Origin of the sequence: Paenibacillus sp. FSL H3-0329 (assembly GCF_037963285.1) — a bacterium.
Lineage (GTDB): Bacteria > Bacillota > Bacilli > Paenibacillales > Paenibacillaceae > Paenibacillus_AQ > Paenibacillus_AQ odorifer.
On sequence record NZ_CP150150.1, the window covers coordinates 1,868,474 to 1,889,794 of the forward strand.

Genomic DNA, 21,321 nt, shown 5'->3' on the forward strand with positions numbered 1-21,321 from the left:
AAAACAAAAATAACAAATATAAGACCAGAAAAAGCAATTGAAACCATCGTTTTGCGTCGAAAATAGATTTATAATGGGTTTGTAAGCGATATCATCACTTGTTTTTAAGAGTAATTCAGATAATCCGGTATTAATGACTACTCTTTCAAGTTATAAGTGATGATAAAAGTTATTATATTTGTTATTTACCTAAAACTAGAGTTGAATTGAAGAGAGGGGTCGTAACAGCATGAAAAAAGGCAAAACAATGATGGGCTTGATGGCACTAACACTTGTGGCGGGATTGTTTAGCGGTTGTTCCTCAAACAACAACACTAACAATGAAGCTGCTAAAAACACAGGAAACAATGGTTCTTCAGCAGAGGCAACTGCTCCAGCCGATGGTACAGCAGCCAAGGATATCAAAGGGGATATCACAGTCATAACGCAAAGAACAGATATTGTTGATACCGTATTCAAAGAGTATGCGGCTAAATTCAATGAGAAATATCCTGATGTAAAGGTGAACTTTGAAGCGCTCGCTACTTACGAAGACCAAATTAAAATTCGTATGAGCACTAGTGATTATGGCGACGTTCTTTTGTTACCTACTAGCATAGCTGTAAAAGATATTCCTGATTTCTTCGAACCCCTTGGCAAGCTTGAAGAAATGAGCAAACAATACACAGGGCTGGAAGAACGTGCAGTAGACGGAGTTGCCTATGGTATTCCGATGACCATCAACTTTAACGGCATTATCTATAACAAACAAGTCTTCAAAGATGCCGGAATTACAGAGGTTCCCAAAACCCCTGAACAATTCTTGAATGCTCTGCAGACTATTAAAGACAAAACACAAGCTGTTCCTCTTTACACAAATTACGCAGCAGGCTGGACATTGACACAATGGGAAGCGGATCTGGCTACAGTAGCTGGTGACCGTGATTATGTGAACATTGCTCAAGTGGCTAGCGACGACAACTATGTAGCGGGTCAACCACACTATGAATTGTACAAAATTCTGTACGATGCAGCACAAAAAGGTTTGATTGAAGAAGATCCAACTACAACAGACTGGGAATCTTCCAAAGCTGATCTAGCCAACGGAAAAATTGGGACTATGGTGCTTGGATCTTGGGCGATTGGCCAAATCAAAGGCCTGGCTACAAATCCAGACGATGTTGGATTTATGCCTTTCCCAACCAATGCGGATAAAATCCTTGTGCCGCTTGCTGGTGACTACAATCTGGGTGTCAGCATTCACAGTAAGAACAAAGAAGCTGCTAGAGCTTGGGTGGATTGGTTCATCAACGAATCTAATTACCCTACAACTGAAGGCGGCGGTATGAGCCCGGCTATCGGTGCAGAGCTTCCAGAAATCCTGAAACAATATGAAGGTACAGATGTAACCTTTGATACTCTTGCTCCTGCTAAAGCTGGTGAAGAAGGCTGGTCTGATGAAATCGACAAACAAGCTGAGATCGGTGCTTGGCAGCCAGACTTCAAGAAACGGATTATTGAAGCAGCGATTGGCAACAGAAAAGAATCCTATGATGACATCATGAAAGACCTGAACGACAAGTGGAAAGCCGCTCGCGCTAAAGTCACAGCACAGTAACAACTATAAGCTTCTTAGATGCTATAGGCGGTAGTGAATGTGGGAGGGGATATGCTAACAAGCATTTCCCCCTTCACATTTAAACGAGTCTTAAATAAATGAGGATGCTTTTTCTGGAGGTGTATCGGGTGTTTAAGTTTTCAAATTTGAGTTATAAAAATCAAAGAATCGCTATCATCATCTTATTCTCATTAGTGCCGATATTATTGCTGCTCACATTCGCTTATTATCCAGTCATCAGTATGTTTCGGTACAGCTTCACCAGTTGGAATGGATTAAGCAAAAATATGGAATATGTCGGTTTAGAAAACTACAAGACCATTTTTACAAAACCTGAGTATTTTTCTGTGTTTAAGGTCAGCTTGTATTATTTCTTTACCACTTTTATTCAGATGGCACTTGCTTTGTATTTTGCAACCATCTTAAGCTTTAGTGTTCGCATGAAAAACTTGTTTAAAGGGATTTTGTTCTTCCCGACCTTGCTAAACGGTGTAGCGATCGGTTTTATCTTTCTCTTCTTCTTCAAACCAGATGGAACGCTAGATACGATTCTTAATCTGATTGGGCTTGGCAGTCTGCAGCAGAAGTGGCTACTGAATCCTAATTTGATTAACTTCTCGCTCGCAGGTGCATCACTGTGGAGATACATGGGAATGAACTTCCTGATTTTTCTTGGAGCTATTTCTTCTATCGGTAAGGATATCTATGAGGCCGCTGAAATTGACGGTGCAAACAGATGGCATCAGTTTATGCATATTATTTTGCCAAGCATTAAACGTATTCTGCAATTGAACTTGATTCTTGCGGTTAGTGGCGCCATTGGGGTATTCGAAATTCCATACGTCATGACAGGCGGATCAAACGGAAGTAGTACATTCGTTATTCAGACGGTCGATGTAGCTTTCAAATACAGCAAGGTTGGTTTGGCATCGGCGATGGCCGTGGTATTGCTGGGTATTGTTATCATAGTTACTATTTTGCAGCGCGTTCTGATCAAGGAGGAGAAATAAACTATGCATTCTGTAAAATATACCACTGCTAGTATATTCAAATATCTCACCTTGATTTTGGGAGCACTTGTAGCTTTGATACCTATCGTGGTCGTGTTTTTCGCTTCATTAAAGACCGGAACGGAATATGCTTCTACCGGACCGTTAACGCTGCCAGAGAATTGGTTGAATTTCTCCAACTACACAAAGGCTTTTGTAGACGGGAAAATGCTGCTCGGTTTTAAAAATACTGTCATTATCGTTGTGATTTCTATTGCGGGTGCCACGTTGACGGGTTCGATGATGGCTTATATTTTATCGCGCTTCAAATTTAAAGGCAGTAAGATCCTAATTAGTATGTTCCTGATTGCTACCCTGATTCCAGGCGTAACTACACAAGTGGCTACTTTCCAAATCATCAATCACTTGGGATTATTTAATACCAGATGGGCGCCAATCGTTATGTACTTGGGCACGGATATTATCGCTGTTTATATCTTCATGCAGTTTTTGGATTCGATCTCCGAGTCACTAGATGAATCCGCGATGCTGGACGGAGCTTCGTATTGGACGATTTATTGGAGAATTATTTTGCCATTGTTGAAGCCGGCGATTGTAACTGTAGTGATCGTGAAGGGTGTTAATATTTATAACGATTTTTACACCCCTTTCCTTTATATGCCGAAAACAGATCTGCAAACGATCTCCACAGCACTCTTTAAGTTTAAAGGTCCATATGGATCGCAGTGGGAAGTAATATGTGCGGCGATTATGATCGCAATTATACCTACATTGGTTGTGTTTACCGCCTTGCAAAAATATATCTACAATGGTTTTTCGCAAGGTTCTGTAAAGTGAGTTCAACAGTAAATTTAATAACAGTACTAGATAAAATAGCATACTGAAAAGTTGCATACATTTGGAGGGAATACTAATGAGTGAAGTAAAATTGGTTGGAGCAAGTGCAATTAACATCCCGAACATGCCTTGGCAAGAAAAGCCTGCTGGCTACGAGAATCCGATTTGGAGACATAATGATAACCCGGTTATCAAAAGAAATCCTGCAAAAGGTGTAGCCCGTATTTTCAATAGTGCGGTTGCTGCGTATGAAGGCAGTTTTATTGGTGTATTTCGTGTAGAAGATAACACGACTCGTCCGCATCTGCGTATGGGACATAGTGTGGATGGTTTGGATTGGAAAATCGATGATGAGCCGATCCGATTTATAGATGAAGAAGGTAATCCTTATCAGCCGCGTTATGCTTACGATCCACGTCTGGTGAAGGTTGAAGATACATTTTATATTATCTGGTGTACAGATTTCTACGGCGCAGCTATTGGTGTAGCTAAAACACAAGATTTCAAAACATTTATCAGCTTGGAAAACCCATTCCTGCCATTCAACCGGAACGGCGTACTGTTCCCTAGAAAAATCAACAATAACTTCGTGATGTTGTCCCGTCCAAGTGACAGTGGCCATACGCCATTTGGTGATGTGTTCCTTAGTGAGAGCCCTGACTTCGTATATTGGGGAAAACATCGCCATGTAATGACCAAGGGTGGTCAAGGCTGGTGGCAAAGTGTCAAAATTGGTGGCGGACCAGCGCCGATTGAAACTACTGAAGGCTGGTTGATGTTCTACCATGGCGTAACTGGAACCTGCAACGGTCTTGTGTATAGCATGGGGGCGGTTATTTTGGATATCAATGAGCCCTCAAAAGTAAAATATCGCTCGAAAAACTTTGTATTAACGCCAGAAGAATGGTATGAGGAAAGAGGTTTTGTGAATAACGTCCTGTTCCCATGTGCCACACTGCATGATGCAGAAACCGGCCGTATCGCCATTTATTATGGCGCTGCTGATACTTATGTAGGCGTTGCTTATACAACGGTTAATGAAATCGTCAACTATGTCATCGAAACTCATGAAGAGGTTGGCGATGATGCAGGTTTAGGCAAAATCTAATTGGACTTAATGACCTATATTTGCAGGGAGCTTGCTTGTCCGGAGAATTGCGTAGCGTAGAGTTCGAAAGAAGTGTTGGGATTGGTGTTGTTAAGTGTGCTCAGTGCGGAGGTTGCCATGTGCGGCCTCCGTTCTGTTGCAGAATGTGCAACAGAACAACTCAATATTGCTTGTAATAGATAAGTAGCAGGTGAGGGGGGAATTCGGCTCTGTTGGCGATCGTTGCTTAGTCACTCTGTGGCTTGGTTACTCCATGGCTTTGCTACTCAATGGCTCTAACGTAAATGGTTGCACTTTGTGCACTTAAACTAACATTTCTTTGGTTACTAGGTGATATAGTTGCACTTTGTGCAACTGTATCAGCCAAGTAACCTTCAAAAGCTCCTTTTAATGTTTTTTAGTTGTACAAAGTGCAACTAAAAGGGGAAAAAGACATATTCCGCTGTAATAGCTGCACAAAGTGCAACTCTATGGCTCTGACGTAAATAGTTGCACTTTGTGCACTTAAACTAACATTTCTTTGGTTACTAGGCGATATAATTGCACTTCGTGCAACTATATCAGCCAAGTAACCTCCAAAAGCTCCTTTTGCCGTTTTTTAGCTGTACAAAGTGCAACTAAGAGAGAAAACACACATATTCAGCTGTAATAGCTGCACAAAGTGCAACTATCCAGCCAGAAGCTGTTACTGTGCCGATTATAAAGAAGTTAATGGGCAAGGTGGAAAATGTGGGTGTTGTGGAGGTAAGAGGAAGATAGCGGATAAGTGGAATGTGAGTGGTTGTAGAGGTAATAAGAAGGAGTAGGTACGTGGAGTGTGATTAGTTGTGGAGGTAATAAGAAGATAGCGGATAAGTGGAATGTGAGTAGTTGTAGAGGTAATAAGAAGGTAGTTGGTACGTGGAATATGATTAGTTGTAGAAGTAATAAGAAGATAGCGGATAAGTGGAATGTGAGGGGTTGTAGAGGTAAAAAGAAGGTTATAGGCACGTAGAATATGATTAGTTGTGAAGGTAATAGGCAAGCAGCGAGTGAGTGGTGAATGTGGATCTGTTGGTGATTCTGCTACTCTGTTGCTTAGTTACTCTAGGACTAAATAGTTGCACTCTGTGCACTTAAACTAACATTTCTTTGGTTACTAGGCGATATAATTGCACTTCGTGCAACTATATCAGCCAAGTAACCTCCAAAAGCTCCTTTTACTGTTTTTTAGTTGTACAAAGTGCAACTAAGAGGAAAACACACATATTCAGCTGAAATATAGCTGCACAAAGTGCAACTATCCAGCTCAGAGCTGCAATTAAACTATTCAGTCGCAGAAAACGCAACTAACCCATCCCACTATCCCGTCCCACTATCCCATCGCAAATATCCATACACCAACGGAAAACCCATATTGGGTTTTCCGTTTCTATCTAGCATAGTAACTCCAATGATGCTTCGCGGTTACGAACAGCAAGTGAACAATATCGTTACATAACTTAAGGAGGATCATTATTTTGGGAAGCGACATGAATTTGTCACAGTTAAAGGAATATAACGGAAGTAGTCCAAAGCCGGGTGATTTCGAGCAGTTTTGGAAGCGGGCATTACGTGATCTGGATGCACAGCCGCTGGATTATGAGCTGGAGCCGGCGGAGTTTGTCAGTGAACTTGCGGAATGTTTTCATTTGTATTTTACCGGTGTTGGCGGTGCAAGAATCCATTGCAAATATGTAAGACCGAAGAAAAACGTACATAAAAAAGGCCCCGGTGTAGTGATGTTCCATGGGTACTCCTGTGACAGCGGGGATTGGATGGAGAAGGTGGCTTATGCTGCCCACGGGATTAGCGTCCTGGCGATGGATTGTCGCGGACAGGGCGGCCTCTCCGAAGATAATCTTACCGTAAAGGGCACCACGATACGTGGACATATCATTCGAGGGATGGATGATCCTAATCCAGATAACCTTTATTATCGCAATGTGTTTTTGGATACGGCACAGACTGCCCGAGTTCTGATGTCTATGGATGAAGTTGATCCTGAGCGTGTAGGTGCCTTTGGACTATCTCAAGGTGGAGCACTTACTGTCGCTTGTGCAGCATTAGAGCCTCGCTTAAAAATAGCCTTGCCTGTGTATCCCTTCCTTTCAGATTATAAACGTGCTTGGGAACTGGATATTACCACCTCAGCTTATGAGGAGATCAACTATTATTTCCGGTTTTTTGATCCCCATCATTTGCGTGAGGATGAGATTTTTAATAGGCTCGGCTATATCGATATTCAGAATCTTGCGGAAAGAATTCAGGCTAAAGTACTGTGGGTTACCGGGTTATCCGATACGATTTGTCCACCTTCAACTCAATTTGCCGCATACAATAAAATACTAGCGTCCAAAGAGCTTATGGTTTATTATGAGTACGGTCATGAGTATTTACCATATCTTGCCGATCGGGCGTTGGAATTGTTCATGACCTTGTAAGAGATAAGCCAGCAGGCATAACTGAAGACAACGGTGGTGAACAATTGATGAAGTCGCAAGCAAAAAAAGAAAAGGCGCATTTCCAGCTGCACCCTGCCAAATCGATTGGGGTGCGGCTTTTTCTCATCTTCTTCATCTCAACAATGGTGCTCGTTCTCTCACTTGGCTACATTTCCTATTCCGTAGCTGAGCAAACGATCGAGAATAACGCGCTGTCAGCCAATCAACAGACAGTCGTCCAAGCTGCAGAGAAGTTTGATGTTGAATTATTGCGTTATGAGGACGGCCTAGGAAGAATTCTTTACAACAATGAGATTCAGGATGCACTCAAACAAGGGAATAATCCCACTACAAGTAATGAGGAACGTAATTTGCAGTCTAACCAGATTAGCGCCGAGCTGAATGCCTGGCTGACCGCATCAAAGGGGGTAGAAGCTGTATACCTCATCCCGATGAATCAGGAAGTCCCCACTTCTTCAGCGGGATCAAAAGACAGCGCTTTTATCAAGGAATTCAGAGAATCATCATGGTTCAAGCAGCTTGAAGAGGAACCACAAACACTGTGGATTCCCCGGACAGTACAAGAACAAGAAGGAAATACTTCGGGTATGTTTCATTTGGCACAATCGATAGCTGGGGATACACAAAGCCCGGGATACATAATTATCTGTGATATTAGAATTAGTGAATTAGAAAATCAGCTTCGTAAAGTTGATCTCGGACCCAGCTCTTACATGCAATTGCTGACGGATAAGGATGAATTGATCGCATCGTCCCAGCAAGTAGGAACAGATACTTATCTCAGTCTGGGAGGGACCCTTCTTCATGGTTTGGAGCATGAGGCGGGGTCATTGCCAACGAAGGATGAGAAAGGGAAATCCATACTAGCTGTGTATGGGACGATGGAAAGCTCCAGCTGGAGATTGCTTGGTGTTGTTCCGGCTGAGAATCTTACGAAAGACGCACTTCGTATTCTAAAAACTACATATATTATTGTTGCGGTGGCTGCTATTGTCGCCATTCTAATTGGTTACTGGATGTACAGAATGGTATCCAAGCCCTTGACCCGGCTTAAAGATTTAATGTCTAAGGGGGCAGATGGGAATCTTGGAGTACGCACAGAGATTACCTCACGAGATGAAATAGGTCAGTTATCGGGTTCCTTTAATAGGATGATGGAACGGATCACAGAACTGGTTATCCATACTAATGAAACGGCTCGAAAGGTAATGGAAACGGCCAATGAACTTAGTGGGGTATCGCGTAAGACAGCGATGGCCGCCAAAGAGATTGCCGCTGCAACAGAAGAAATTGCCGGAGGTTCAGGCAACCTGGCTTTGGAGGCGGACCAGGGCAACGAGCTTACGGGGCAAATTTCGGTGCAAATGAACAAAGTGAACTCAGCTACGCATGAGATGGATCATACCGCACATAGTATCGGCGTGCTTAGTGAAGAAGGTTTTAATGAGTTAAAAGAGCTGCTTGGCAAAACCAATAAGACGGGCGATATGACGAATAAGCTCGTGTTGAAAGTGAATGAGCTGCAAGACACCACATCATCAGTGATGAAGGTGCTTGATGTTATGCAGAATATTACACAGCAGACGAATATTTTGTCTCTAAATGCAACGATAGAAGCGGCAAGGGCAGGGGAGTCCGGCCGGGGATTTATGGTAGTGGCCGATGAAATACGCCAGCTTGCAGATCAGTCCAAAGATTCCATTGCTGTGGTGGCTAATATAACAGACACCATTATGAAGGATATGAACGAGACCGTAGGTGTTCTCTCGGAAGTAGCCCCTCTTTTTAATCAGCAGGTGACTTCAGTGGAGAGCACTAGCGATATCTTCGTATCTGTACAGGATCAGATGCGTCATTTTATTACACGTTTGGAATCTGTTGCTTTATCGATGGATAGCTTGAGCCAATCCCAAAAGGTGCTGTCAAATTCCATGGGCAATATCAGCTCCATTGCAGAGGAATCATCAGCAGCTTCGCAAGAAGTGGCTTCGCTTAGCGGAGAGCAACAAAGTGTGAGTGATCATTTAGTGGAGCTGTCTGAGCAGCTTGAGCATGCGTCCCGGCAGTTGCAAGAAAAACTGTCCAAGTTTAATTTGTAACCTTGCATAACCTCAGTAATTATTTTCAATACAAAGACCAGTCTCCAATTATTTGGGACTGGTCTTTGTGCTATTCAAAAGGTTATAAAATAGCTAACTAAGCATGAGTGTAAATAATCCAGCGGGTGGGACATAATAAAGGCTATGAACGTCAGTCAGGAGGAATGGGATTGCACAATAATGTCCACAGACGCATACTCGGCGGACTGATTATTTTAAGTTCAGTGGTAGCCGTGTTGGTCCTTAGGCTGGCGTGGATTCAACTGTTTATGAAGGAACAGACGGTCCCTGGAACGAAATATACACTTGCAAAGATGGCGGAAATTCAAAGCGAACGGGAGACTGTATTGGATACTGGGCGGGGGCGCCTGTATGACCGAAAGAGTGAACCCCTTGCCGGGGAAACCATTTGGACGGCTGCTTTTTTTCCTCAAGAGGCGAAGGCTAGGAATACCGTGACGAAGGTTGTATACGAAGAAGCTGAGTCCATGCACCGATTGGCAGCTATCCTTGGAGTGAGTTATGAGCAATTGCTAAACAAGCGCTCTTCCCTTAAAGAACCTCTGCTTTGGCCATCCTCAGTGGGAAAAGGACCGCTCGCACTTACATCCGCACAAGCAAAAGAAGTGAGTGCGCTGGGGATCGACGGAGTAGGCGTGCTTCCCTTTGCTCGCAGATATGATGGAAATTCAACTGGACGGCAGTGGCTTGGATATTTATCGGAAGCGGTCCCAAACACTGATGGGAAGGCATCGCCATCGGGGCTGAGAATTCCGATGACAGGAACGGACGGGTTAGAAAAGACCCTGGAGCCGTTGCTTCGAGGCGTCGGGCATACTGAGGCATACGCTCAGGTTGATGCGCGCGGGCAACGTGTCCCGGGCAGTCCCATTCAAGTGCGGGCCCCGGGCAATCCGTATTATCCGCTGTCTTTATATACAACGATTGATAAAAAGCTTCAGGAACAAATAGAGGAGTTAGCTGTCAAAGCTGGAATGGAGGAAGGAGCCGTGGTGGTGTTAGACACCGGAACGGGAGATATTGAAGCCATGGTATCTTTACCTTTTTACGACCCAGAGAAGATATCCCCTGAAGGGGGAGAGTGGAATAACCGGGCGCTGCAGGCTGCTGTACCTGGATCAATCTTCAAAATCGTCACAGCAGCCGCGGCACTAGAAGCCGGGGTCACCTCAGCGGATGAGCTCTTCTATTGTTCAGGGCAATATGAGAAATATGGATTATCTTGTCTAAAAGGAAAAGGACACGGCGCCCTCACGCTGGCGCAAGGGTTCGCCGTGTCCTGTAATACAGTATTTGCTGCGCTGGCAGAGCGCTTAAGTGGGGCGCAGCTTCAAGCGACAGCACTCGCGCTGGGGCTCGGAAGAGATATTAGCTGGCAAGCGGAGAATACGCTTGGTTTTCCAGTTCTTAAGCCACTATCCGGTGAGCAGAAGGGGACGATCTTCACTTCTTTGCTGCCGGATGATCCAGGCGCCAGAGTGCAGACGGCCATTGGGCAGCGAGATGTGCAAGTGACACCACTTCAGGCAGCCAACCTGGTAGTGACGTTACTGCATGGTGGGGAAGTGAGAGCGCCAAGAATTCTCCAGCGTGTAACCTTTGCAAATGGGCAAAAGCTAGAGGATCTGCCGGGTCATCTTTCCCCTTCAACTGCCGGGAGGATCTCAGAATCTACAGCCCGCCAGCTGCTGTCCTGGATGCGTAAAGTAGTTACGGATGGAACCGGCACAAGTCTGCAGAGCACGAAATGGCCGGTTGCCGGGAAATCAGGTACGGCACAAACCCTTGTTAAGGGTGTGCCGCGTAACAATCAATGGTTTATCGGCTATGGGCCGGTGGATCATCCCAGATATGCTGTGTCGGTAGCGGTTGAGAACGTTGCTCCGGACAGTTCACATCTAGCGGTTAAGCTGTTTGGTCAAGTGTTGGATTTACTATCATCGGTTCCCTCTGGAGCTTGAGGTTCAGGTGGTGGCGCAGAGCTGGTATGATTGGAAGCTGGACCGTTAGCAGCAAAGGGCGAAACGATAAATTCCTCTTGCGGAAGATAGATCCAGCTCTGAAGATACCCTTGTTGAATCAGTTCTTTTATCAGAATAAGCAGAATCGGCGACAGGATCAGACCGGCCATACCGAAAGCAGATGTGGACAGAATGACGAACGACAGCATAAGGAAAGCTGAGGATACGCCAATCGAATTCCCGGTAATCTTCGGCTCAAGCAGCTGTCTAACAATTAGTACAATGGCAAGGAGGATAATTAATCCGATAGCCAGTGAAGTATTGCCCACGATGAACAAATAGATGATCCAAGGGACTAAAATTGTGGTCACGCCAAGAAGAGGCAAAACATCAAATACAGCGCAGACTAACGCCATTGTGATTTCGTTGCCGGTTCGCAGAATAAATAAGCCGACCAGAACTATGGCAAAAGTAATGCTGATCAGAATAAGTTGTGCTTTTAAATAGGACCCGATGGCTTTAAAAACATTGCCTTGTAAAAAGGCAAAGGCGTTCTTAAAAGTTTTTGGCATTTTGTCATGCGCGATTTTACGCCAATCTTTGATCTCCATGCTAAGGAAAAATGCCAAAATGATGGCTATCCCGAAATTGGCCATGAAGGTGGAGAAGGAGCCAAGAATACCGGCCATATATTTTAGAAAAGTAATCAGCCATCCTGTTAGGACATCCGTGGCATCTTTAAAGTAGCCGTTGACCTTGTTCGTAATATCGGGTGGCAAGTTATCTATTTTTTGCTGCAGGTAGGTTGTGGTCTCCACAAAATGCTGCTGCACCACATATGTATATTTAGGGAGGTTCTCTTGGAAGTGAAGGGCCTGGATCGTAATCAGTAGACCGGCACCAAATAATGTACCTAACAGCACAATCAGAAAGAGCAACACTGAAATAGCGGAGGCGAAAGGTTTACCAAGACCACGGCGGTTCAAGAAGCGGGCCAAGGGTTCGATAAGCAAAAATACAAAAAAAGACAGGAATACAGGTGCAGCTAACTGGTACAGTTTACTAAAGGAGAACATAATTAAATAAACCGTGAGGACAATTAATCCGATGTCAAAAAATGTGCGCCAATATTTTTTGTATAACGGCAGCATAGATATAAACAACTCCCTTTTTTTATAAGTGGATATGCCAGGTTGATTACATTGTACATGATTTTACTTTAAAAGCGTCTATTTCTTTGATACATGTGTTAAAATAGGGGGTAACGTTTTTTTTATTCTACTTCACTTGGCCGTTTCACAGGTTCTGCTTGCAGACATTAGGCGAGCCAAAGTCAACTCTGGAAAAGCGGGGAATTAATATGCAGACTTTGCTGCTCTGGTTATTTTACATCTCATCATTTTATGCTTTTATCCCTGGTATGATCAGCCGGATTTTTGGTTACCGTGTCTTTCGTAAAGGAACTGGGCGAAATGAATTTGCTCTGACCTTCGATGATGGACCTGATCCTCGATTTACACCATTATTGCTGGAATTACTGAAGAGGTATGATGCAAAAGCGACCTTTTTTGTAGTAGGCTCTAATGCTGAACGTTATCCTGATCTTATTCAGCGTATCCATGATGAGGGACATCTCATCGGGATTCATAATTATGTTCACAAGACGAACTGGCTCATGCGGCCAGCAACCGTCCGCCGGCAGATTCAACGTACGAATGATATTATTTATAATATTATTGGCGAACGCAGTACGTATTACCGTCCACCTTGGGGCATTGTCAATTTATTTGATATTTCCAAACGACGCCAAGTTGAAATTGTGCTTTGGTCGGCAATGTTTGGCGATTGGCGTGAGAAGCTCGGCGCCGAAAAACTTACTGAGAAGATGCTGGCCCGTCTAAATCCCGGGGAAGTGATGTTGTTGCATGATAGCGGCACAACGCTGGGTGCAGATGCGGATGCTCCAGGGAATATGCTTGTGGCTCTTGAGCAGACACTGGAGGAAGCCCGTAAACGGGGACTGCGCAGCATTCGGATTGACGAAATGATTAAGATGGCTGAGACGTCACCTATCCGGCGCTTATCTTTTGGTAAACGGGTGCTTGTAGGACTTTGGTTAGCTTGGGAACAGGTATTTCAAGCTCTTTTTCATCTCCAAACGATTACTCCGTCAGATCCTTTCCTGCATTATCGGATGCGGAAATATCAGGGCGAACCGGTTGAACTCGAGGGTGGAGCACTGCTCCGTAAAGGTGACAAAGTCATTGAGCTGCACATCGATAATAAACAGTTGTTCGAATTAGGAATTCATTCACGTTCTTCCGCTCAACTTGCGATTCGAATGATCCGCAGAATGGAAAAGGATCTGCCCATTCTTGCTGAGATCATTGCCAAGGATGTGGATCTTGCAGAAGCCAAAGCGCTTTACGGGGTCAGCATGATTAACCGGGGACCGGAGAAATTCGGCTTTACCGTACGCGATTTGCCGGATGGCTTATTCGCACGTTCCTCTAAATTTTACTTAAGGATCCTGTTAAGTGTGATTCATCCAGCAGGTGGGGCAAGGCTTAAAGAACGGAGCGAGGTCCTTGTGCCGAAGCTTATCCTGATGCCTGTCTCAGAGCTGCTCAAAAAGATGAATCAACAGCTGCCTCATCATCCGAAAACTGCAAAAAAACGCAAATCGCAACAGGAAGAATCGTTGTCACTTAATGATTCGGTTGCGGAAGTAGAAATGCCAGGTGCGACAGTAACAAATTGATTCATGATCTTATTGATAAATATTATACAGTGGACGTGTAAAGAGATGTTCTACAATCCAACGTTGGGTTGTGGAACATTTTTTTGTTGGGATAATTAAAAAAAGAGCAGCCCGCCAGTAAAAATACTAAGGTGGGACTGCTCTTGCTTGTTTTAATATTCTTTTCTGCTAAAGGGATTAGATCTTCAGCACAGCGCCGTTACTTGCGTTGGTAACCATTTTGGAGTAACGAGCCAGGTAACCAGTTTTAACTTTAGGTTCGAATTCTTTCCAACCTGTACGACGAACTGCTAATACTTCTTCTTCAACCAGCAATTCAATCTTCCGGTTGTTGAGATCCAGTTCAATGATGTCTCCATCCTCAACAAAAGCGATCGGACCGCCTTCAGCTGCTTCTGGAGAGATATGACCGATACTGATTCCGCGGGAAGCCCCCGAGAAACGACCGTCTGTAATCAGACCGACCTTAGCACCCAGCCCCATACCCACGATTTGTGAAGTAGGCGCCAGCATTTCCGGCATTCCAGGTCCGCCCTTAGGACCTTCATAGCGGATAACGACTACATGGCCTTCTTTAACTTTACCGTTGGCGATACCTTCCAGTGCAGCTTCTTGGGAATCAAAGCAGATCGCAGGACCTTTATGATATCCGCCTACTGAAGCATCAACTGCACCAACCTTGATGATAGAACCCTCAGGAGCCAAGTTTCCGTAAAGTACGGCCAGACCGCCTCTTTCGGAGTAAGGGTTGTCGATAGTATGAATTACGGAAGTATCTTGGATCTCGTGTCCGATTACGTTCTCGGCTAATGTTTTGCCGGTAACGGTCATACATTCCCCGAACAGAGCACCTGGTTTCTTCAGCAGTTCATTCAATACAGCACTAACGCCGCCCGCACGGTCCACATCTTCGATAAAGATATCAGAAGCTGGAGCCAGCTTAGCCAGATATGGAACACGGTTTGCAACTTCGTTAATGCGTTCAAGCGGATAATCGATACCTGCTTCTTGAGCTAATGCAAGGGTGTGCAGCACTGTGTTAGTAGAACCACCCATTGCCATATCCAGTGCAAATGCGTTATCAAGGGATTCTTTAGTTACGATATCTCTTGGTTTAAGATCCAGCTTAATCAATTCCATCAGTTGTGTTGCGGATCTGCGAACAAATTCTCTACGCTCATCAGCAACAGCCAAAATTGTACCGTTACCTGGCAATGCCAGTCCAAGTGCTTCTGCAAGGCAGTTCATGGAGTTGGCAGTGAACATTCCGGAACAAGATCCACAGGTTGGACAACCGAATTGTTCTAATTCAAGCAACTCTGCATCGTTGATTTTGCCGACTTGGTGAGCACCAACGCCTTCAAATACCGAGGTCAGAGAGAGCTTGTTACCTTTACTATCTACGCCGGCTTTCATTGGGCCGCCGCTTACGAACATGGTTGGGATGTTAACACGCAGTGCGCCCATCATCATGCCCGGTGTAATTTTATCACAGTTAGGGATGCAGACCATGCCATCGAACCAATGCGCGGAAACTACGGTTTCCAAGGCGTCAGCGATGATCTCGCGGCTTGGCAGTGAATAACGCATGCCGATATGTCCCATAGCAATTCCGTCATCTACGCCGATCGTATTGAATTCAAAAGGAACGCCACCAGCTTCGCGAATCGCTTCCTTAACGATTTTACCGAACTCTTGCAAATGCACATGCCCTGGAACAATATCAATATAGGAATTGCAGACCGCAATAAACGGCTTTCCGAAATCTTCTTCTTTTACTCCGGCTGCTCTCAGGAGACTACGGTGTGGAGCACGGTCAAAGCCTTTTTTAATCATGTCTGAACGCATTTTCTTGGCTGCCATAATGACATTCCCCCCTAAATGAATTTCAATCAAATATAGTGTCGCATTAACGCAATGAACTCCAAAGACCTGCGTATATACGGTTTATAGAAAGAACGGGGACCTGCTTCCTCAATAAGAAAAGCGATGCCGTTTCTATAAAAAAAAGCCGCTGTTTTGGTATAAACAGTTACCGCCTAAAATGAACGGAGAAGTCATTGTTATTAGTGAGTCTATCACAAAGAGCACGTTTTTTCTACCGGACAATGTGAAGTTTGTCGATTGACGCAAAGCGTGGGAAGTGGAGGAAAAGCTCATTTTCGAAAGGAAAGTGCTTTATTTGGAAAATGGATCAGGGTTCGGATGTATCTATTTACCACTCTAGACAACTTTAGGAGAGCTGAGTATGATGGGAGTTATTATTTTATGGGAGGTGCTGGAAAATCGGGATTTGTGTATTATTATCGCCGCGGTGGATCGTTTTTACGGGGATGAAAAGCTAAGGAGGGAAAGGGAATGTCACAGCGTACAACTTATTTAAATCCAATTGTAGCAAGCTCAGGAGACCCATGGGTATTCAAACATACCGATGGCTATTATTACTTTATGGCCACAAAAGCTAAATGTCTGGAGCTGACGAGATCTAGAACCTTGACCGGCCTTGCGGAGGGCGACAAGAAAGTGATCTGGTCTCCCGAACCGGGGGGCAGCTACAGTTACAATCTGTGGGCGCCGGAAATTCATCATTTGGACAACAAATGGTACATTTACTACACTGCGAATGACGGAGGAGGCGACGATTCACGACGGATTTGCGTGCTGGAGAATGAAGAGGCAAACCCGCTGGAAGGGCAGTGGGTATGGAGAGGTGCTTTGCAGACACCTGTCCCAGGGTTGGATGGAACAGTAATGTCTTTGCGGGATCAGCTGTACTTTCTGTATGCGGGATATGGTCATTTCCCTGATTATGGGTCGGCTATTTACATTATGCGAATGAGTAATCCTTGGACCTTAGAAGGGGAGCATCACCTGCTTACCGCTCCAACTCTGTCATGGGAGAAGCAAGGTGGCATGGCGATTAACGAAGGTCCGGTAATTTTGCGGCGCAACAATCGTATTTTCATGGTTTATTCGGCAAGTACGACTTGGTCTGAGGATTATGCACTAGGGATGCTCACCATGAGCGAAGCGGCAGATCCTTTGCAACCGCTGTCATGGGTAAAATCAATGTCGCCTGTATTTTGCAAAAGTGTAGAGAACGGGATTTTTGCCACGGGGCACAATAGCTTCACACGATCTCCTGATGGCAAGGAAGATTGGATAGTCTATCATGCGCTTCCTTCCGCTGGAGCGGATGTGTCTTTGCGAGCAACCCGTATCCAGAAATTTGGGTGGAAGGTGGATGGGACACCGGATTTTGGGGTTCCTTGTAGGGATACGCTTGCTCAGACCGTACCGTCGGGAGAATAAGAATAAAACAGAAAAACAAGATTGAAAAGGCCATTCATTACAGAAAAACTGTAATGAATGGCCTTTTCATGTAATGCAGATATTTTTATTCGCTGTCGATAATAATTGACGAAAAACGCCTGTGTTATAAGGGGTTTTTCGCCAAAATACAGATGTTTAGTACGTTTTTTTAATAGGTTTGTAGATGGTGTAGCCATATATTTGTTTGAGAAAAGTTCGTAAGATTACAAAATTATTGTTTGAAAGCGTTGACATATGGATTTTGGATGCTTATAATTCGATCTGAGATACAGAAAAACTGTATTAATCAAGGGGAGTTATCTACAGGGCAAAAAGGAGCGTGGTTCCAAGCTTTGGATTTGCTTAAGGCGTTGTGGCAAATATTTTATAGTGGGAGGTTAAGTATGAAGAACAATGCAAAGCGTTTTTTTAGTCTTTTATTTGTGTTAATACTGATCATTTCGACTGTAACAGCATGTAGTGGCAACAGTGCAAACAATGGGGCTGATAACGGTGGCTCCAACAACAAAGAGAACGAGAGCACAGCCAAAGACCCGGTTGAGTTTACAGATATCAGCGCAGACATACGCGGCAATACAGCCCCAACGCAAGAGCAAATCGACGAAGTTAATCATTCCTTGAATGATACATACCTCGGCGACGTTTTCGATGAAGTCATTCCAAATGATTACTCAGCTTATCCTGTTAAAGGTGATGTGGTTCTGGATGTATGGATGCCTGCGAATTCCAATATTCCGGATATGAACAATCATGCTGTCCAGAAGCAGGTGGAGCAATTAACGGGAATCAAAGTAAACTTCATCACGCCGCCAATCGGCCAGGAAGCGGATGCCTTCACGCTGATGATCTCCTCCGGTGAACTGCCTGACATTATCATTGAGCCGGGACGTTATCCGGGAGGTTTTGAAGCGGGCGTAAATGACGGCGCTTATATCGATCTGACAGATCTGATGGAGAAAAATGCTCCGAACTATACGAAGTGGCGCAATTCGGATGAATCAAGAAGAAAAACCACGGTCACGGATGACGGCAAGCTGCTTGGCTTTTATGGCATCGCCCCATATTCAGAGTGGACTTGGTTTGGAACGTTGATTAAGCAAGAGGCGCTGGATAAAACAGGGCTTGAAGTTCCAAATACGATTGATGAATGGCATACCTTCCTGACAAAAGCAAAGGAAGTCGGATACAAAGCACCACTTAATTACGGCTCTACTTACGGCCAGATTTTTACCGGCATCATAAATGGCGCATATGGAGTATGGGATTGGACGTTCCTTGATGAGAATGGCAAAGTGGCCTGGGGGCCAGCACAGCCGAAAGCTAAGGAATATTTGACCACCATGCAGCAATGGAACAAAGAAGGATTACTGAACCCGGACTGGGCAACGGCAGACTTTAACCAGAGAATGGCGAGTGCCATTTCGGGAGATACCGCGATGATGATGGACTCTCCGGATACGATGTGGAGTTATTGGAAAGAGCAAAGCGGTATCGACTTTGTGGGGGCACTGAACCCGGTTCTAAACAAAGGAGATAAGTCCGCAACCACGTACAAAAATTTCAAAAGAGCGGGGATCGAAGCTGCGATCACAACGCAAAGCAAAAATGTAGAAGCGGCAATGGCTTGGCTTGATTTTAATTACAGTAAAAAGGGCTGGGAATTGATTAACTTTGGTGAATACGGCACGGTCCACCTGATTGATGACACGGGAATGCCTTATTATCCAGAGAACAGTTATATCTTTAAAGACCCTGAAGGTCAGCCCGTATCGACAACCTTATGGAAATACCGGATGCACAACTGGCCGGATATCCGGGATGAGCATCATTCCAACCCGCTGATCGCTGCCAAAGGAAGTTATTCGGGAGACATTCGCAAGAATTGGACTGAAAATATGGACACCAGTATGGCTATGCCACCTATTTCCTTTACCAAGGATGAAGCTTCGCGGGAAGCCGAGCTTGGAAACCAGCTGTCGACACTGCGCGGAGAGTATTTTGCAAAAATCATAATGGGAGACCTGCCGGTAGATGCCTATGATAAATTTTTGAAAGAAGCTCAGAGCATGGGACTGGAAGAGTTTTTGAGTATCCATCAGGCAGCCTTAGATCGATATAACAAACGATAGGTGGTTGTTTTATGGAAATATTACGAAAAAACAGAGCGATAAAGCCCATTCCTCAGGACGCCAAACCTAAAAATACCAAGCTAGTGATTAAGAAGGATTTGAAAAAGAACTGGTTTGTCTATCTGTTGGCCGTCCCTGTTGTAGCATGGTTCCTGATTTTCTGCTACGGGCCGATGTGGGGGGTTATGATCGCCTTCAAGGATTTTAAACCCCTGCTGGGGTTTGGCCAGAGCGAGTGGGTAGGGTTTAAGCACTTTATTGATTTTTTCCAAGGGCCTTATTTCTGGCGGGTCGTTAAAAACACCCTTCTCCTCAATGTTTGGGGGATTGCCTTTGGATTTACAGCCCCGATTATTCTGTCCTTGATGCTGAACGAAATCCGTGGGGTTAAGTTTAAAAAAGTGGTCCAAACGATCACCTATATGCCGCACTTTATTTCCCTGGTGGTGGTATGCGGGATCATTCATATCTTTGCCGCAGATGAAGGGATTATCACGCAAATCCTGCAATTTATTACCGGAAAAGAGTACTCTTCACTGCTCGGCTACTCTGCGTTCTTCCGGCCGATTTATACCTTCTCCGGCATTTGGCAGAGCATCGGCTGGGATAGCATCATCTACCTTGCGGCGATGAGTTCCATCGATACTTCATTATATGAAGCTGCTGAAATTGACGGAGTGGGACGGATTAAAAAAATGTGGCATATTACGCTGCCGCAGATCAGCCCAGTTATCATCATTCTGTTTATTTTTGCCATCGGCGGGTTGATGTCGTCCGGGTACGAGAAGATTATCCTGCTGTACAATCCTCTGATCTATGATACGGCGGATGTTATTGCCTCTTACGTGTATCGTCGCGGTTTAAGAGAAGCCAGTCTTAGTTATTCCACGGCTGTGGGCTTGGTCAGCTCAATCGTTAACTTTGGGCTGCTCTGGATGACCAATACAATAGCCAAACGCAGGTCCGAGGTCAGCTTATGGTAAGAAAGAGGGACAGCTATGAAAGATAATTTGAAGCGTAAAGCGAAAAAAAGACGAAAACATAAATCCATCGGCGACAGAGTGTTTGACGGCACACTTTATACTCTGTTGACCGCATTAACCTTGGTGTGTTTTTATCCGATCCTGCACATCCTGTTTGCCTCCGTCAGCGACCCCGGCATGTTGATTGCTCATAAAGGGATTTTGCTGAAACCGCTGGGATTCACTTTGGATGGCTATAAGCTGGTATTTAAAGATAACAGTCTGATCAACGGCTATAAAAACACGATTATATATGTAGGATTAGGCACATTAGTCAACATGATCATGACCATTCTGGGAGCTTATGTATTATCCAGACGAGGATTGTATTTCAAAAACTTCATCATGATCCTGATTACAATCACCATGTTTTTTGGCGGCGGGTTGATTCCTTGGTTCTTATTAATGAAGGATATTGGTCTGTACAATAATTTGTGGGCCATGATTTTGCCAAGTGCTTTAAGCACATGGAACATTATTATCCTACGAACTAGCTTTCAAGCCATTCCGCAGGAATTGGAGGAAGCGGCTACCATTGACGGGGCAAGTCAGGCCCATATTTTAACGAATGTGATTCTTCCGCTGTCCAAAGCTACGCTGGCCGTAATCTTTTTATACTATTTAGTGGGGAACTGGAACTCATGGTTTAATGCGATGGTGTTGTTGAAGGACAGACAGCTGTTCCCACTGCAGCTATTAATGAAGGAAATATTAGTAGCTAATGATGCAACCGCAACCTCGATCGGCAGTGCAGGCGGGGTAGTCATCGATAGTGCCCAGAGCCAGACGGCTTTCCGCGAGCTGGTTAAGTATTGTGCGATCGTCGTTTCTACGCTTCCTATATTAATGGTATATCCTTTCTTGCAAAAATATTTTGTTAAAGGTGTTTACGTAGGTTCGATTAAAGGATAGCGGGCAAAAAAACAAGTTCATCTTATATAGAAATTATTTAATAGGAGT

The 21,321-nt window shown here is 44.5% G+C and carries 14 protein-coding genes; 12 read left to right on the forward strand and 2 right to left on the reverse strand.

Annotated features, from left to right (window positions below; all coding sequences use genetic code 11):
• Positions 1-229 precede the first annotated feature (229 nt).
• The 7 genes from NSQ66_RS08030 to NSQ66_RS08060 all read left to right on the forward strand — a co-directional run bounded on the left by NSQ66_RS08030 (position 230) and on the right by NSQ66_RS08060 (position 11,116).
• Positions 230-1,597, forward strand: a complete 1,368-nt coding sequence (locus tag NSQ66_RS08030; RefSeq protein ID WP_036675558.1) for an extracellular solute-binding protein — start codon at positions 230-232, stop codon at positions 1,595-1,597.
• A 128-nt stretch (positions 1,598-1,725) separates the two neighbouring features.
• Positions 1,726-2,607, forward strand: coding sequence for a sugar ABC transporter permease (locus tag NSQ66_RS08035; RefSeq protein ID WP_036675555.1), 882 nt, complete (start codon positions 1,726-1,728; stop codon positions 2,605-2,607).
• Between the two features lie 3 nt (positions 2,608-2,610).
• A complete protein-coding gene (locus NSQ66_RS08040) occupies positions 2,611-3,444 on the forward strand; it encodes a carbohydrate ABC transporter permease (protein WP_036675551.1) in 834 nt (277 codons plus the stop codon).
• Between the two features lie 76 nt (positions 3,445-3,520).
• Positions 3,521-4,552 (forward strand): glycoside hydrolase family 130 protein, encoded by a 1,032-nt coding sequence (locus tag NSQ66_RS08045; RefSeq protein WP_036675546.1) that lies wholly within the window; start codon positions 3,521-3,523, stop codon positions 4,550-4,552.
• Between the two features lie 1,499 nt (positions 4,553-6,051).
• Positions 6,052-7,014, forward strand: coding sequence for an alpha/beta fold hydrolase (locus NSQ66_RS08050; RefSeq protein ID WP_141118487.1), 963 nt, complete (start codon positions 6,052-6,054; stop codon positions 7,012-7,014).
• A gap of 47 nt (positions 7,015-7,061) precedes the next feature.
• Positions 7,062-9,134: a methyl-accepting chemotaxis protein gene (locus NSQ66_RS08055; protein ID WP_081390129.1), complete on the forward strand. Its 2,073-nt coding sequence runs from the start codon at positions 7,062-7,064 to the stop codon at positions 9,132-9,134.
• Between the two features lie 164 nt (positions 9,135-9,298).
• On the forward strand, positions 9,299-11,116 hold the full coding sequence (locus tag NSQ66_RS08060; RefSeq protein ID WP_076141366.1) for a penicillin-binding protein 2: 1,818 nt from the start codon (positions 9,299-9,301) through the stop codon (positions 11,114-11,116).
• Here the strand turns inward: NSQ66_RS08060 and NSQ66_RS08065 are convergent.
• On the reverse strand, positions 11,074-12,267 hold the full coding sequence (locus NSQ66_RS08065; protein WP_038569524.1) for an AI-2E family transporter: 1,194 nt from the start codon (positions 12,265-12,267) through the stop codon (positions 11,074-11,076). The genes NSQ66_RS08060 and NSQ66_RS08065 overlap by 43 nt on opposite strands.
• Positions 12,268-12,476: 209 nt before the next feature.
• Between NSQ66_RS08065 and NSQ66_RS08070 the strand changes: the two genes are divergently transcribed.
• Complete coding sequence (locus NSQ66_RS08070) at positions 12,477-13,877, forward strand: polysaccharide deacetylase family protein (protein ID WP_038569525.1); 1,401 nt, start codon at positions 12,477-12,479, stop codon at positions 13,875-13,877.
• A 177-nt stretch (positions 13,878-14,054) separates the two neighbouring features.
• Here the strand turns inward: NSQ66_RS08070 and ilvD are convergent, their stop codons facing one another.
• Entirely contained in the window at positions 14,055-15,740 is a 1,686-nt protein-coding gene (gene ilvD / locus NSQ66_RS08075) for a dihydroxy-acid dehydratase (RefSeq protein ID WP_036680967.1), read from the reverse strand.
• A gap of 495 nt (positions 15,741-16,235) precedes the next feature.
• On the opposite strand from ilvD, the gene NSQ66_RS08080 reads away from it, so the two are divergent.
• From NSQ66_RS08080 to NSQ66_RS08095, 4 genes are all read left to right on the forward strand, one after another.
• Positions 16,236-17,189, forward strand: coding sequence for a glycoside hydrolase family 43 protein (locus NSQ66_RS08080; protein ID WP_076141367.1), 954 nt, complete (start codon positions 16,236-16,238; stop codon positions 17,187-17,189).
• Positions 17,190-17,593: 404 nt separating this feature from the next.
• A complete protein-coding gene (locus tag NSQ66_RS08085) occupies positions 17,594-19,339 on the forward strand; it encodes an extracellular solute-binding protein (RefSeq protein ID WP_036680971.1) in 1,746 nt (581 codons plus the stop codon).
• An 11-nt stretch (positions 19,340-19,350) separates the two neighbouring features.
• The gene (locus NSQ66_RS08090; protein ID WP_076141368.1) at positions 19,351-20,322 is read left to right on the forward strand and encodes an ABC transporter permease subunit; all 972 of its coding nucleotides are present in this window, start codon (positions 19,351-19,353) and stop codon (positions 20,320-20,322) included.
• Between the two features lie 15 nt (positions 20,323-20,337).
• A complete protein-coding gene (locus NSQ66_RS08095) occupies positions 20,338-21,273 on the forward strand; it encodes a carbohydrate ABC transporter permease (protein ID WP_076141369.1) in 936 nt (311 codons plus the stop codon).
• Positions 21,274-21,321 lie beyond the last annotated feature (48 nt).